General features: G+C 68.1%; 12 protein-coding genes. 3 read left to right on the top strand and 9 right to left on the bottom strand.

The features are described from left to right. Positions 1-49 precede the first annotated feature (49 nt). From rsmG to NX068_RS05040, 8 genes are all read right to left on the bottom strand, one after another. Positions 50-718, bottom strand: coding sequence for a 16S rRNA (guanine(527)-N(7))-methyltransferase RsmG (gene rsmG / locus NX068_RS05075; protein ID WP_263460208.1), 669 nt, complete (start codon positions 716-718; stop codon positions 50-52). After that, positions 715-2640: a tRNA uridine-5-carboxymethylaminomethyl(34) synthesis enzyme MnmG gene (gene mnmG / locus NX068_RS05070; protein ID WP_263460207.1), complete on the bottom strand. Its 1926-nt coding sequence runs from the start codon at positions 2638-2640 to the stop codon at positions 715-717. The genes rsmG and mnmG overlap by 4 nt, the downstream gene beginning before the upstream one ends. A gap of 141 nt (positions 2641-2781) precedes the next feature. Continuing rightward, the gene (locus NX068_RS05065; RefSeq protein WP_263460206.1) at positions 2782-3579 is read right to left on the bottom strand and encodes an enoyl-CoA hydratase-related protein; all 798 of its coding nucleotides are present in this window, start codon (positions 3577-3579) and stop codon (positions 2782-2784) included. A 74-nt stretch (positions 3580-3653) separates the two neighbouring features. Continuing rightward, the gene (locus NX068_RS05060) at positions 3654-4763 is read right to left on the bottom strand and encodes a substrate-binding domain-containing protein (RefSeq protein WP_263460205.1); all 1110 of its coding nucleotides are present in this window, start codon (positions 4761-4763) and stop codon (positions 3654-3656) included. A 92-nt stretch (positions 4764-4855) separates the two neighbouring features. Further along, positions 4856-5962, bottom strand: a complete 1107-nt coding sequence (modC, locus tag NX068_RS05055; RefSeq protein ID WP_263460204.1) for a molybdenum ABC transporter ATP-binding protein — start codon at positions 5960-5962, stop codon at positions 4856-4858. Continuing rightward, the gene (gene modB / locus NX068_RS05050; RefSeq protein ID WP_263460203.1) at positions 5959-6645 is read right to left on the bottom strand and encodes a molybdate ABC transporter permease subunit; all 687 of its coding nucleotides are present in this window, start codon (positions 6643-6645) and stop codon (positions 5959-5961) included. Before modB ends, modC begins: the two co-directional genes overlap by 4 nt. Before the next feature lie 2 nt (positions 6646-6647). Beyond that, positions 6648-7409, bottom strand: a complete 762-nt coding sequence (gene modA / locus NX068_RS05045) for a molybdate ABC transporter substrate-binding protein (protein ID WP_263460202.1) — start codon at positions 7407-7409, stop codon at positions 6648-6650. Between the two features lie 82 nt (positions 7410-7491). Next, complete coding sequence (locus NX068_RS05040; protein ID WP_263460201.1) at positions 7492-7962, bottom strand: Lrp/AsnC family transcriptional regulator; 471 nt, start codon at positions 7960-7962, stop codon at positions 7492-7494. A 170-nt stretch (positions 7963-8132) separates the two neighbouring features. On the opposite strand from NX068_RS05040, the gene leuA reads away from it, so the two are divergent. Then, positions 8133-9845 (top strand): 2-isopropylmalate synthase, encoded by a 1713-nt coding sequence (gene leuA, locus NX068_RS05035; protein WP_263460200.1) that lies wholly within the window; start codon positions 8133-8135, stop codon positions 9843-9845. Between the two features lie 63 nt (positions 9846-9908). Here the strand turns inward: leuA and NX068_RS05030 are convergent, their stop codons facing one another. Further along, positions 9909-11945, bottom strand: coding sequence for a sigma-54-dependent Fis family transcriptional regulator (locus NX068_RS05030; RefSeq protein WP_263460199.1), 2037 nt, complete (start codon positions 11943-11945; stop codon positions 9909-9911). Positions 11946-12170: 225 nt separating this feature from the next. On the opposite strand from NX068_RS05030, the gene pedF reads away from it, so the two are divergent. Continuing rightward, positions 12171-12629 carry a cytochrome c-550 PedF gene (gene pedF / locus NX068_RS05025; RefSeq protein ID WP_268740052.1) on the top strand — a complete coding sequence of 153 codons (459 nt, stop codon included), beginning with the start codon at positions 12171-12173 and terminating at the stop codon, positions 12627-12629. A gap of 95 nt (positions 12630-12724) precedes the next feature. Then, complete coding sequence (locus NX068_RS05020) at positions 12725-13267, top strand: cytochrome b (protein WP_263460197.1); 543 nt, start codon at positions 12725-12727, stop codon at positions 13265-13267. The last annotated feature ends 316 nt before the right edge of the window (positions 13268-13583 follow it).

The following is a 13583-nucleotide window of genomic DNA, read 5'->3' as shown; positions in this document are numbered from 1 at the left end:
GCTGTGCGCATGGCGCGGAGCCCCGAGTGTACTTCAATGTTGCGATGCATCAGCCCGTTCCGCCCCCAGTGCGGCGAAGAACGAGCAGATGGCGCTCGGCCTCCAGCCCCGGCACCATCAGCGCGCGCAGCTCGGCCACCGCCCAGCCCGCGGGCAGGGCCGCGATCTCGTCGGCGGGATGAACACCCTTCATCGCATACAGCGCACCGCCGTCGGCAACGAGGTGGCCGGACAGGTTCACGAAGTCGGCCAGGCTGGAAAAGGCCCGCGAAATCACGCCGTCGGCCGCGCCGCCCGGCAGGTCTTCGGCCCGTACCTGCTCCACGCGCTTGTTGAAGACGCTGAAGTTGCCGAGGCCGAGCTCGATCTTCGCCTGCTGCTGGAAGCTCGCCTTCTTGCCGACGGTCTCGATCGAGCTGACGATCAGCCCGGGATTCACGATCGCCAGCACCACGCCCGGCAGCCCGCCGCCCGAGCCGATGTCGGCCAGGCGGCCGGCGGCCGGCAGTTGCGGCAGCACGACCAGCGAATCGAGCAGATGGTGGGTGATGACTTCCTGCGGGTTGCGGATCGCGGTCAGGTTGTAGACCTTGTTCCACTTCAGCAGCAACTCGCCGAAAGCGAGCAGGCGCTCGACCGTTTCCTCGGCCAGCACCAGGCCGAGCTCGGCAATACCCTCGGCCAGTTGAGCGGCATGAGCCTGCAGCCGTCCGCTCATGCCGCCGGCCTCCGCGCCGCGGCATCGGCACTGCCCGTCCGCGCCGCCAGGTCACGGCGCTTCAGCCACACCAGCAGCAGCGAGATCGCCGCCGGCGTCACGCCCTGGATGCGGCCGGCCTGGCCGATGGTCTCGGGTCGATGCAGGTTCAGCTTCTGCTGCACTTCCTTCGACAGCCCACGCACTTCGGCGTAGTCCAGCTCCGCCGGTAGGCGGGTGGCTTCGGCCTGTGCCTGCTTCGCGACCTCTTCCTGCTGGCGGTCGATGTAGCCCTGGTACTTGGCGGCGATCTCGATCTGCTCGATCACCTGCGGGTCGGTCTCGGCCGCTTCCGGCGCGCCGAGCAGGCTCATCAGCGAGGCATAACTGGTCTCCGGCCGGCGCAGCAGCTCGAAATAGCGCTGCTCGCGCTCCAGCGGCTTGCCCAGCACCCGCTGCTGGTCTTCGGCCGGAATGACCTCGGGCCGCGCCCAGGCCGCTTTCAGCAACGCGCTGCCGCGCTCGATCGCTTCGCGCTTGCGGCAGAAGGCCTCCCAGCGCACATCGTCGACCAGGCCGAGTTCGCGGCCCTTCTCGGTCAGGCGCAGGTCGGCGTTGTCCTCGCGCAGGCTCAGGCGGTATTCGGCGCGCGAAGTGAACATGCGGTAGGGCTCGGACACCCCGCGCGTGATCAGGTCGTCCACCAGCACGCCCAGGTAGGCTTCGTCGCGGCGCGGACACCAGGCTTCGCGGCCCTGCATCTGCAGCGCGGCATTGGCGCCGGCCAGCAGGCCTTGCGCGGCGGCTTCCTCGTAGCCGGTGGTGCCGTTGATCTGGCCGGCGAAGAACAGGCCGCCGATCGACTTGGTCTCGAGGCTGGCCTTGAGGTTGCGCGGGTCGAAGTAGTCGTACTCGATCGCATAGCCCGGGCGCAGGATGTGCGCGTTCTCCAGGCCGCGGATCGAGCGCACGATCTGCAGCTGGACGTCGAAGGGCAGCGAGGTCGAGATGCCGTTGGGGTAGATCTCGTGCGTTTCCAGGCCTTCCGGCTCGAGGAAGATGTTGTGGCTGTCCTTGTCGGCGAAGCGGTGGATCTTGTCCTCGATCGACGGACAGTAGCGCGGCCCGACGCCTTCGATGACGCCCGAATACATCGGCGAGCGGTCGAGGTTGGCGCGGATGACGTCGTGCGTCTGCACGTTGGTCTGCGTCATCCAGCACGGCAGTTGGCGCGGATGCTGCTCGGCGCGGCCGAGGAAGGAGAACACCGGCACCGGATCGTCGCCCGGCTGCACCGTCATCACCGAGAAGTCGATCGTGCGCGCATCCAGCCGCGGCGGCGTGCCGGTCTTGAGCCGGCCCTGCGGCAGCGCGAGCTCCTTCAGCCGCGCGCCGAGCGACACCGCCGGCGGATCGCCGGCACGGCCGGCGGCGTAGTTCTGCAGGCCCACATGCACCAGGCCGTTCAGGAAGGTGCCGGCGGTCAGCACCACCGCCGGCGCCTCGAAGCGCAGGCCGATCTGGGTCACCACGCCGGTGACGCGGTCGCCGACCACGGTCAGGTCATCCACCGCCTGCTGGAACAGCCACAGATTGGGCTGGTTCTCCAGCCGCCTGCGGATCGCCGCCTTGTACAGCACACGGTCGGCCTGGGCACGGGTGGCGCGCACCGCCGGCCCCTTCGAGGCGTTCAGGATGCGGAACTGGATGCCGCCCTCGTCGGTGGCCGCCGCCATCGCGCCGCCGAGCGCATCGACTTCCTTGACCAGATGGCCCTTGCCGATGCCGCCGATCGACGGATTGCAGCTCATCGCCCCCAGCGTCTCGATGTTGTGGGTGAGCAGCAGGGTCCGCGCGCCCATGCGCGCCGCGGCCAGCGCGGCCTCGGTCCCGGCGTGGCCGCCGCCGACGACGATGACATCGAAACGAGTGGGGTAGAGCATGATGCGCTCCATGCTGCAAGGCGTGAACAAGGGGCGGGATTCTACGCCGTCGAGCCCGGAAGGGCTAGTTTTCGCCGCCATGTTTCACGGAATTTCACATTCCAAACAGCAGCTTATTCAATACCCGGGCTCATTTTTCACTCAGCGTTTCTGCGCCGCCAGCATGCGATTGACCGCCTCCAGATGCTCCGGCTCGTTGTGGCACATGCCCTGGAAGGCCGCGCACAGGTCGAGGAAGTCCTTCAGCTCCATGCGCTGCGCCATCTTCATCAGCCGCTTGGTCAGGCGCAGGGCTTTCGGCGGCTGGGCGGCGAAGCGGGCCGCCAGGGCCTGGGCGCGCGGCAGCAGTTCGTCCGGTTCGACGACGTCCAGCACGATGCCCAGCCGCTTCGCCTCCTCGGCGTCGACGATGCGGCCCGACAGCGTCAGCTCGAAAGCCTGCTGGTAGCCGATCAGGCGCTGCATGAACCAGGCGCCGCCGTCGCCGGGGATGATGCCGAGATTCAGGAAGGTCTCGCCGAACTTGGCCTTCGTCGACGCGATGCGGATGTCCGCCATGTTGGCCAGGTCGAAGCCGGCGCCGATCGCCGGGCCGTTCACCGCGGCGATGACCGGCACTTCCACCGCCTGCATCGCCAGCGGAATGCGCTGGATGCCGCGGCGGTAGCGGGTGGCGACTTCGGCGACGTCGCCGGCGAAATCACCGCCGCGCTCGGCCATGTCCTTAACGTTGCCGCCGGACGAGAAGGCCGCACCGGCACCGGTCAGCACCAGCACCGACACCTCGTCGCAGCGGTTCACCCATTCGGCGACGGCACAGAGGTCGTCGATCAGCGCCGAGCCAGTCAGAGCATTGCGCAGGTCGTCACGATTGAAGGTCAGCGTGGCGACGCAGTTTTCGACCCTCAGCAGGGCGTCGGTCAGCATGGGCAGGTTCATCGGGCAGTCTCCTCGGCTTCTTCGTGGCTCGAACCATGATGATGCGCGGATCGGCGGTGCCGGGTCCACCCATGTCAGGCAGGTGCAGGTTTCTCCGCGCGCGGCGTGCGGAAGCGCCACCATGGCAGCACGCGGGTCATCGACAGCACTTCGCCACTGTTCATCGGCGTGTAGCCGGGCAGGGCGGCAAGGCAGTGCTGCCATTCGCCGCTGCCCAGCAGCGCGAGCAGCGCCTGGGTGGCCGGCTGTTCGAGGCTGCTCTTGAGACAGGCGAGGAAGTAGTTTTCCTCGACCAGCGGCACGAAATCCAGGCCGCGTATCCGTGCATTGGCCTCGATGCCGAAACCGGCGTCGGCCATGCCGGTGGCGATCGCATGCGCCACCGCGGCATGCGAGAACTCGGCGCGCTCATGGCCGCGCACCGACTCGGGCGCGATGCGGGCGTCGGCCAGCAACTCGTCGAACAGCACGCGCGTGCCGGTACCGAGGGCGCAATTGACAAAGCGCACGCCGCTCCGGGTCAGGTCGTCCAGTGTCCGCAGGCCGAGCGGATTGCCCCGCGCGACGATCAGGCCCTGAGTGCGGCGGGCGAAGCCGATCAGCTTGTTGCGGCCGGGCTGCAGCAGCGGCTTGTAGGTGCGCTGCGACAGCGAACCGCGCGCCGGCTTGATCCGGGTATGGAAACCCGCCATCTCGCAGCGGCCTTCGTTCAGCGCGCGGATGGCATCGACGCTGCCGGTGAAGCGGATATCCAGATGCAGCCGCCGGGCGCGAGCCTGTTCGCCGAGCGCGATCAGGGCTTCGTCGTGGCTGGCGAAGAAGGTCAGCACATGGGCAGCGTCGTCGAAGGCGATGGCGAAGGCGCGCTCGATGTCGGCGCGCAAGGCCTCGATCTGCGGCAGCAGCCGCGCCTGCGCCTGGCGCTCGGCCCACAGCAGCTTGGCGCCAAAGTCGGTGAGGCGGGCGGCATGGCCTTTTTCCCAATGGATCAGCGGCTGGCCGAACTCGGCATCCCAGCGTTTCAGCTCGCCCCAGACGTGACGGTAGGACAGGTCAAGCTGGCGTGCGGCGGCCGAGATCGAACCCCGCTCGCTGACCGCCTGCAGCAGATCGAGCAGCGGGTTGCGCACCAGCGCGGGTGCCGCATCGGCGCCGAGCGTGTAGTTGAGGCTGACTCTGTGCATGTTTTCCATACCGCGGACGAGCGGCGCGCCGTGCATTCCCGGCCCGCCGCCTTCCGCTCTCCCGACCGTGGCTGCCACCCTGTCGAACATGGTCAGGCTATGACCGCTGCGGACTTGACCAGCGCCCACACCGGCAGCCCCGGCCTTATCCGCAATTCCTCCACCGACTTGCAGGTCAGGCGCGAGATCAGCGCCTGGCCGCAGCAGCGGACCCGCACCAGCGCCTGCGACGGATGAACGTCCTCCATCACCGTCTCGACGACACCATGCAGATGATTCTGGATGCTGCTGCGCTGCGGCGCCTCCAGTGCCAGGCTGACGTCACGCGCCAGCACCCGCATGCGGACCCGCGCGCCCACCGCCTGCCCGCCGTCGCGGACGAAGATGCCGTCCCCGCCGTCGAGCCGCACGCGGGCGAGGTGCCAGTGCGCATCGCGCTCGCCGACGACGCCTTCGATCACCGCCGCCGCGTCTTCGCCGGCCAGCACCGGCAGGTCGCCCTGTGCCAACACCTCGCCGACCGGCCCCGCCGCCAGCGTCCGCCCCTGCTCCAGCACCACCACCCGGTCGGCCAGCCGGCTCAGTTCGTCCACCGAGTGGGTGACGTAGAGCATCGGCACGGCGAGCTGGTCGCGCAGGCGTTCGAGCCAGGGCATGATCTCGCGCCGGCGCGGCAGGTCGAGCGAGGCCAGCGGCTCGTCGAGCAGCAGCAGCCGCGGGCGGGTCGCCAGCGCGCGGGCGATCGCCACCCGCTGGCGCTCGCCGCCGGAGAGCTGGGCGGGCCGGCGCGCCAGCAGCGCGCGGATGCCGAGCAGTTCGATCGCCTCGTCCAGCGCCTCCCTGCCGCCCGGCGTCCTGGCGCGGCGCAGGCCGTATTCGAGGTTGCGCCGCGCGTCCAGGTGCTCGAACAGGCTGGATTCCTGGAACACGTAGCCGAGCGACCTGCGCCAGGTCGGCAGGAACACGCCCTTCGCATCGTCCTGCCAGACTTCGCCGCCGATGCGGACGAAGCCCTCGCTCGCACGCTCCAGTCCCGCGACGCAGCGCAGCACGGTGGTCTTGCCCGAACCCGAAGCACCGAACAGCACCGTGATGCCGCGCGCCGGCAGGTCCAGGTCGACGTCGACGGCGAACTCCGACCGCGCCAGGGCGAGCCGCACCCGGTTCACGTCCGCGCCCGCTTCCATCTCCGCGCTCATCGCATGAATCCTCCGCCGCTGCGCCTGAGCAGGGACAGGCTCAGCAGGATCACGAACGAGAACGCCACCATGCCGCCCGCCAGCCAGTGCGCCTGAGCGTATTCCATCGCCTCGACGTGGCCGTAGATCTGGGTGGATACCACGCGCGTCTGGCCCGGAATGTTGCCGCCGATCATCAGCACCACGCCGAACTCGCCGACCGTGTGCGCAAAGCTGAGGATGGAGGCGGTCAGCAGGCCGGGCCGCGCCAGTGGCAGCGCGACGGTGAAGAAGGCGTCGAGCGGGCTGGCGCGCAGCGTGGCGGCCGCTTCGAGCGGCCGCGGACCGATGGCCTCGAAGGCGTGCTGGATCGGCTGCACCGCGAACGGCAGCGAAAACACGATCGAACCGATCAGCAGCCCGGTGAAGGTGAAGGACAGCGTGCCCCAGCCCAGCGCCAGGGTCAGTTGCCCGAGCGGGCCTTGCGGCCCCATCAGCACCAGCAGGTAGAAGCCCAGCACGGTCGGCGGCAGTACCAGCGGCAGCGTGACGAGGGCGCCGATCGGCGCCCGCCACTTCGAGCGCGTCTGCGACAGCCACCATGCCAGCGGTGTCGCAATGATCAACAGCAGCAGCGTCGTCAGGCTCGCCAATTCGAGCGTGAGCCGGATCGCCTGCCAGGCACCGTCGTCGAGCACCGCCATGCTCAGAGCTCGTAGCCGTAGGCCCGGATGATGTTCGTCGCCGTTTCGCCGCGCAGATAGTTCAGCAGTTCGGCCGCCGCCGGCTTGTCCTTGCCCTTGGCGAGGATAAGCGCATCCTGGCGGATCGGCTCGTACAGTTCGCCCGGCACGATCCAGGCCGAGCCTTCGGTGATGCGGCCGTCGGCATAGACCTGCGACAGCGCGACGAAGCCAAGTTGCGCGTTCTGCGTGGCGGCGAACTGGTAGGTCTGGCCGATGTTCTCGCCCTGCACGAACTTGCCGGCCAGGCTGTCGGCCAGGCCGAGCCTGGTCAGCGTCTGCATGGCGGCGGCGCCGTAGGGTGCGAGCTTGGGATCGGCGATCGCGAGGCGCTCGAACGTGCCCTTGCGCAAAATCTCGCCCTGATCATCGACCAGGCCGGGCTGCTTGCTCCACAGCACCAGCTTGCCGATGGCGTAGGTGAAGCGCGTGCCTTCCACGCTGGCGCCCTCGCGTTCGAGGCGGGCGGGCGTTTCGTCGTCGGCGGCGAACAGCACTTCGAAAGGCGCCCCGTTCTTGATCTGGGCGTAGAACTTGCCGGTCGAACCGAAGGACAGCACGAGCTTGTGGCCGGTGTCCTTCTCGAAGGCTTCGGCGATCTTCTGCATCGGCGCGGTGAAGTTCGCCGCCACCGCCACGCTGACATCGGCGGCATGCAGCGGAGCGCAAAGGAAGAGACCGGCAAAAAGGATGGAGACAGCGGGGGCGGAGGCGTGGGGCTTCATGGACGGGACTCGCTATTCCAAATTGGAATAGCGATTCTAGCAATCCTCCCAAGGCATGGGAAATCGCGCCCCGGGGCCGCGCTCAGCCTGCGCGCAGCGGGATCGCGGTGTTGTCGATGACCCGCCGCAGCACGAAGCTCGAATGCACGCCGGTGACGCCGGGGATGCGGGTGATGCGGTTCAGCAGCAGTTCCTGGTAGCCGTCCATGTCGGAGACGATCACCTTCAACTGGTAGTCGGCATCCTGGCCGGTGATCAGCAGGCATTCCAGCACCTGCGGAATCTTCGCCACCTCGCTTTCGAAGTGCGTGAAACGCTCGGGGGTGTGGCGGTCCATCGAGATGTGGATCAAGGCCATCAACGACAGGCCGAGCTTTTTCGCGTCGAGCAGCGCTCGGTAGCCGAGGATCAGGCCGGACTCTTCCAGCGCCCGCAGCCGCCGCAAGCAGGACGAGGGCGACAGGCTGATGCGGTCGGCGAGGTCCTGGTTGCTGATGCGGCCGTCCTGCTGCAGCACTTCGAGAATCTGGCGGTCGTAGCGGTCGAGTTGCATGATCGGCTCCTGAATCTACTCGATACGGCAGATCATTTCACTTAATCATCAGTTTGTGAATCATTCCGCCGGAAAAACCGCTTCTGCACCGCAACAACGCAATCGTCTGCCGCGACCGGGCGGGTAGACTTCTCCCCATCGAATCACGCCACGCCCACGAGGACCGCGCCATGATGCTTCAGAACCCCGCCGCCAAGTACCGTCCCTTCCCCGCCATCCAGCTTGCCGACCGCCAATGGCCGAGCAAGACCATCGACAAGGCGCCGATCTGGATGAGCACCGACCTGCGCGACGGCAACCAGGCGCTGTTCGAGCCGATGAGCGTGGAGCGCAAGATGCGCATGTTCCGCACCGTCTGCGACATCGGCTTCAAGGAAATCGAAGTCGGCTTCCCGGCCGCGTCGCAGACCGACTTCGACTTCGTCCGCCACCTCATCGAAGGCGGCCACGTGCCCGAGGACGTCACCATCCAGGTGCTCACCCAGGCGCGCGAAGACCTCATCCGCCGCACCATGGACTCGGTGCGCGGCGCCAGGCGTGCCATCGTCCACGTCTATAACGCCACCTCGCCGACCTTCCGCGAAGTGGTGTTCGGCATGGACAGGCCGCAGGTCGTCGAGCTCGCCGTATCGGCGGTACGCCTCATCAAGCAGATCGCCGCCGAGATCGAAGCCGAATGCGGCACCCGCATCTCGCTCGAATACAGCCCGGAGACCTTCACCGCCACCGAACTCGATTTCGCCAGGGAAATCTGCGACGCCGTCACCGCCGCATGGGGCGCGACGCCGGACGACAAGGTCATCCTCAACCTCCCGGCCACGGTCGAAGTATCCACGCCCAACATCTACGCCGACCAGATCGAGTGGATGCACCGCAATCTCGCCCGCCGCGACAGCGTCGTGCTCAGCCTCCACCCGCACAACGACCGCGGCACCGGCGTCGCCGCCGCCGAGCTCGGCATCATGGCCGGCGCCGACCGCGTCGAAGGCTGCCTGTTCGGCAACGGCGAGCGCACCGGCAACGTCGACCTCGTCACCCTCGCGCTCAACCTCTACACCCAGGGCGTGCATCCGGAGCTCGACTTCTCCGACATCAACGCCGTCGCCCGCACCGTCGAATACTGCAACCAGTTGCCCATCCACCCACGCCACCCCTATGTGGGGGATCTCGTGTTCACTGCCTTCTCCGGCTCCCACCAGGACGCCATCAAGAAGGGATTCGCCGCCCAAAAGGCCGGCGCCCAGTGGAACGTGCCCTACCTGCCGATCGACCCCGCCGACGTCGGCCGCAACTACGACTCGGTGATCCGCGTCAACAGCCAGTCGGGCAAGGGCGGCATCGCCTACCTGCTCGAGACCGAGTACGGCATCGTCATGCCGCGCCGGCTCCAGGTGGAGTTCTCGCGCGAGGTGCAGCAGGTCACCGATGCCACCGGCGGCGAAATGTCGGCCGAGGCCTTGTGGGAGCTCTTCCGCAGCACCTACGTCGATTCCGCGGCGCCGGTGCGCTACGTCGAGCACCACCTGTTCGAGCACGGCGCGGCCCAGGGCATCCGCCTCGTGGTCGAGATCGACGGCGCGCGCCATCTGCTCGTCGGCGAAGGCAACGGCCCGATCGACGCCGCGGTGCATGCGCTGCGCGGCGCCGGCATCGACGTCCAGGTGCGCAGCTATGAGGAACGCTCGATCACCGCGAGCGAGGACGGCGGCAACGCCCAGGCCTGCGCCTTCGTCGAACTGATGCAGGCCGGCGACAACGGCGGCGACCGCTACGGTGTCGGCATCGACGGCAACATCATCACCGCCTCGATCCGCGCCATCGTCAGCGGCGTCAATCGCCTGCAGCCGGCATTCGACGCCGAGCCGGCAGTGCGCGCCGCCTGACGGCCCGCCTCGTCTCCATCGACTGCGAAGCCGGCCCGCAAGGCCGGCTTCACTTCGTCGACTTCAATGCATGCGGCCGATCTTGCGGTAGAGCGTATTGCGGCTGATGCCGAGCCGGCGCGCGGCGGCCGAGACGTTGCCGCTGACTTCGCGCATCACCTCGGCGATCACCTCCAGCTCGATCTCGCCCAGGCTGCGCGCCTGCGCGGACGGCGCGGCAGGCGCTTCGGCCGCGGGCTGCGGAGCAGCGATCGCCTGCGGACGGCCGCTTTCGGCGTCGTCCATCGGATCGGCACCGAACAGTTCCTCGGGCAGATGGACCGGCAGGATCTCGGTTTCGTCGTCGTCGAGCAGCGCGGCAGCCACCCGGATCACGTTCTGCAACTGGCGGACGTTGCCCGGCCAGGGGTAGCGTTCGATGAACTCCAGCACCTGCTCGCTGATGCTCACCTCGCCGGCCCGCGGTGAATCGGCCAGCTCGGTTTCGAGGATCTTGGCGACGATGGAACGGATGTCGGAGCGCTCGCGCAGCGGCGGCACGGTGATGGTCAGACCGTTGACCCGGTAATACAGATCCTCGCGGAAGCTGCCCGCCTTGACCGCGTCGCGCAGCATGCGGTGGGTGGCGCAGACCAGTGAGATATCGACCGGAATCTGGCGCTGGCCGCCGATCGGCGTCACGCAGCGCTCCTGCAGCACGCGCAGCAGCCGCGCCTGCATGCCCAGCGGCATGTCGCCGATCTCGTCGAGGAACAGGGTGCCGCCATGGGCCTGCTGGATCCTGCCGATCGCGCCTTCGCGCCGGGCACCGGTGAAGGCGCCGCCGACGTAGCCGAACAGTTCGGATTCGATCAGGGTCTCGGGAATCGCGGCGCAGTTGAGCGCGACGAAGGGCCCGTCGGCGCGCGGGCCGGAGAAGTGGAAGGCGCGGGCGAAAAGCTCCTTGCCCACGCCCGATTCGCCCTGGACCAACAGCGGGATGTCCTTGCCGTTGATCCGTGCGGCGCGGTCGAGCGCAAGCTGCAGCCGCGGATCGCCGGTCGCCAGGCAGTCCAGCGTGATCTCGCCCGTGCGCCGGTCACAGGGCTTGGCGCTGCGCGCGGGCTGGGCACGCACGGCAGCATCCGCCTCGTCGGTGCGCGTGCCGGCGCGGGACATACCGAGCAGCGGCCCCGCCGCGTGCAGGCGCGAAAACAGGCGCTCGCCCGTGCGCGGCTCCAGCGCCTGGAGCGCATGCGGATCGCGCGCACAGCGGTCCATGAAGACACCGAACGACACCCGGAACACATTGGAGAAGCCGACGCCTTCGGGACAGACGGGCAATTGCCGCAGCAGCGCCCGGGCAATGCCGTTGGCGCCGACCACGCGCCCGTCCTGGGTCACCGCCAGCAGCCCTTCCTGCAGGCCGCCGATGCATTCCGGCCGGCTGTGGATCGCCACCAGGATCTCGCGCGCGTACTGGATCTCGAACAGGCGCTTTTCCAGCATCTGCGCAGCAAGCCTGACGAGGCCGAGCGTATGGCGCTGGGTGTTGCGGCTGTCACCGGAGATGTCCAGCACACCTGCGATCCTGCCTTCCGGATTGAACACCGGGGCGGCGCTGCAGGCCAGGAAACCGTTGCGGTCGAGGAAATGCTCCGCGCCGATGACTTCGACCGGCGCCGCCTCGATCAGCGTGGTGCCGACCGCGTTGGTGCCGCGCGTGCCTTCGCTCCATGAGGCCCCGGGCTGCAGCGCGATGCGCTGCGCGCGGCCGACGAACTCCGGATCGCCGAGGCTGTGCAAGATCACGCCGCGGTCGTCGGCCAGGATGACCATGCTGCCCGAGGCGCGGATCTGCTCGTACACATGTTCCATGACGCCGCTGGCGTTGTTCAGCAGCAGTTCGCTGCGCTCGCGGGCTTCGGCAAGTTCGCTGCGGCCTTCGGGATCGCCGCGGCCGCTGGCCAGATAGTCGACGCCGGCATCGCGGCAACGCAGCCACGAACGCAGCACCTCGTTCGGCAGTTCGCCATCCGGGCAAGCCCCTTCCTCGAAAAACTGCCGTCGCGCCTCGGTCACGCGTAACTCGCGCCCGTCGGCGGGCAAAAGCTGGCCCATCGCCTGTCTCCTCCTCATCTCCCCGCTCGATCGTGTTTTTGTGATGCGGGCTGTCCCAAAACTTAGCACCTGCCTCGAATTGCAGCAACCGCCGCCGAGGCCATGGTCTGTGCGAGAGCAAGTTCCTTGCCACGCAATGGCGCAAGTCGCCATGGCACACCGCTTGCAGAGTTCCCCTCAACCGGATCCGCCGGTGCATCGAAAGCGACACACCCGACATCAGCCATGAGGAAGCGAAAAGTGAAAAGCAAATACAACGAGGAGACGAGATTCCAACCCCTTCGCAAGGCCGCGCTCGCGCTGCTGCTCGCCGGCAGCACGTCGCTGGCCTGCGCGCACGGCGACGTCGTTCCCCACGCCGTCGATGTTTCCGCCCTGAAACCCCTCGGCGAAACCTGGCTGGAACGCAACCCCTACAGTGGGGACAAGGACGCCATCCGCATCGGCGACTCGGCCTTCAACCAGAACTGCGCCCGCTGTCACGGCCTCGGCGCCGTCTCGGGCGGCATCGCGCCCGATCTGCGCTCCCTGCCGACGGACGCCGAGGGCGACGAAATCTTCATGCAGCGCATTCGCAACGGCGCCACCCGCGACGGCCGGGTCTACATGCCGCCGTTCGAAGGTATCCTGTCCCAGGAAGCCATGTGGGCGATCCGCGCCTGGCTGGAAACGGTCGCAGAGTAATGACCGGGCCTCGCCGCCCGGACATGCCCTGTTCGCCCCCGGCGCCCCCTGCCGCCCGATTCGCGGCAGGGGGCGTTTTCACAAGGAGACGACCCATGCCCCCAGCACGCTACGACCCGGGCGCGATCGCGCTGCACTGGGTCCACGCGATCCTGATCGCAGCCCTGATCTTCATCGGCCTGTCCATCGACGGCCTGCCCAGCGGGCCCGAACGCAGTTCCACGATCGCCCTGCACAAGTCGCTCGGCATCACCGCTTTCCTGTTGCTCCTGCTGCGCCTGGCCTGGCGCCGGCTGCACCCGCCGCCAGCGGACGAGCGCCTGGGCGCGATGCAACAACGCCTTGCACGCTACGGCCACCGCGCCGTCTATCTGCTGCTGGCGCTGACGCCGCTGAGCGGCTATCTGTCGGCCAGCTTCACCAAGTATCCGATGCGCTTCTTCGGCTACGTCATTCCGAAGCCGGGCTGGCCGGACGAGGCCCTGAACGAGTTGTTCGGCGCCGCCCACAGCCTGTTCGCGTGGACGCTGCTGGCGCTGATCGTGATGCATATCGGCGCTGTCATCCTGCACTGGCTGCAGGGCGTGCCGGTGCTGCCGAGAATGCTGCCGGGCCGCCGCGGCAACGGCCGCCGCTGAACCCGGGCTTCGATGCCGAACGGCGCTGGCAAGATCTGCGGCGAGAGCCCGAAAGCGGCCGGCGCCCGGATTCCAGCCGGCGCTCTGGACCGGGTGCGCTGGCGCGGGTGACGGAAAGCACCTGCTCCGCTTTGGAACAGGTGCTTCATCATGGAACAGCGTCGGGCTCGCACTCCGTGCCGGCGTGCCGAATTTCAAGGCAAAAAAATAGGCGGCCTGGGCCGCCTGGAACTCACTTCCGTGAGATGGGGGAGAACGCCGGCACCCGCGCCGCCCTGCAGCGGCGTGGGGCCCAATTCATCAGAAGAACCCGAGC

The organism is Thauera carbonicopians (assembly GCF_025699485.1).
Lineage (GTDB): Bacteria > Pseudomonadota > Gammaproteobacteria > Burkholderiales > Rhodocyclaceae > Thauera.
Note: the sequence above shows the minus strand (reverse complement) of the source record. Positions and strands in the feature narration are given on the sequence as shown.

Coding starts and splice junctions, on each gene's coding strand:
- rsmG (WP_263460208.1), bottom strand. CDS start 718: ATGAGCGGACGGCTGCAGGCTCATGCCGCTCAACTGGCCGAGGGTATT.
- mnmG (WP_263460207.1), bottom strand. CDS start 2,640: ATGCTCTACCCCACTCGTTTCGATGTCATCGTCGTCGGCGGCGGCCAC.
- NX068_RS05065 (WP_263460206.1), bottom strand. CDS start 3,579: ATGAACCTGCCCATGCTGACCGACGCCCTGCTGAGGGTCGAAAACTGC.
- NX068_RS05060 (WP_263460205.1), bottom strand. CDS start 4,763: ATGCACAGAGTCAGCCTCAACTACACGCTCGGCGCCGATGCGGCACCC.
- modC (WP_263460204.1), bottom strand. CDS start 5,962: ATGAGCGCGGAGATGGAAGCGGGCGCGGACGTGAACCGGGTGCGGCTC.
- modB (WP_263460203.1), bottom strand. CDS start 6,645: ATGGCGGTGCTCGACGACGGTGCCTGGCAGGCGATCCGGCTCACGCTC.
- modA (WP_263460202.1), bottom strand. CDS start 7,409: ATGAAGCCCCACGCCTCCGCCCCCGCTGTCTCCATCCTTTTTGCCGGT.
- NX068_RS05040 (WP_263460201.1), bottom strand. CDS start 7,962: ATGCAACTCGACCGCTACGACCGCCAGATTCTCGAAGTGCTGCAGCAG.
- leuA (WP_263460200.1), top strand. CDS start 8,133: ATGATGCTTCAGAACCCCGCCGCCAAGTACCGTCCCTTCCCCGCCATC.
- NX068_RS05030 (WP_263460199.1), bottom strand. CDS start 11,945: ATGGGCCAGCTTTTGCCCGCCGACGGGCGCGAGTTACGCGTGACCGAG.
- pedF (WP_268740052.1), top strand. CDS start 12,171: ATGAGGAAGCGAAAAGTGAAAAGCAAATACAACGAGGAGACGAGATTC.
- NX068_RS05020 (WP_263460197.1), top strand. CDS start 12,725: ATGCCCCCAGCACGCTACGACCCGGGCGCGATCGCGCTGCACTGGGTC.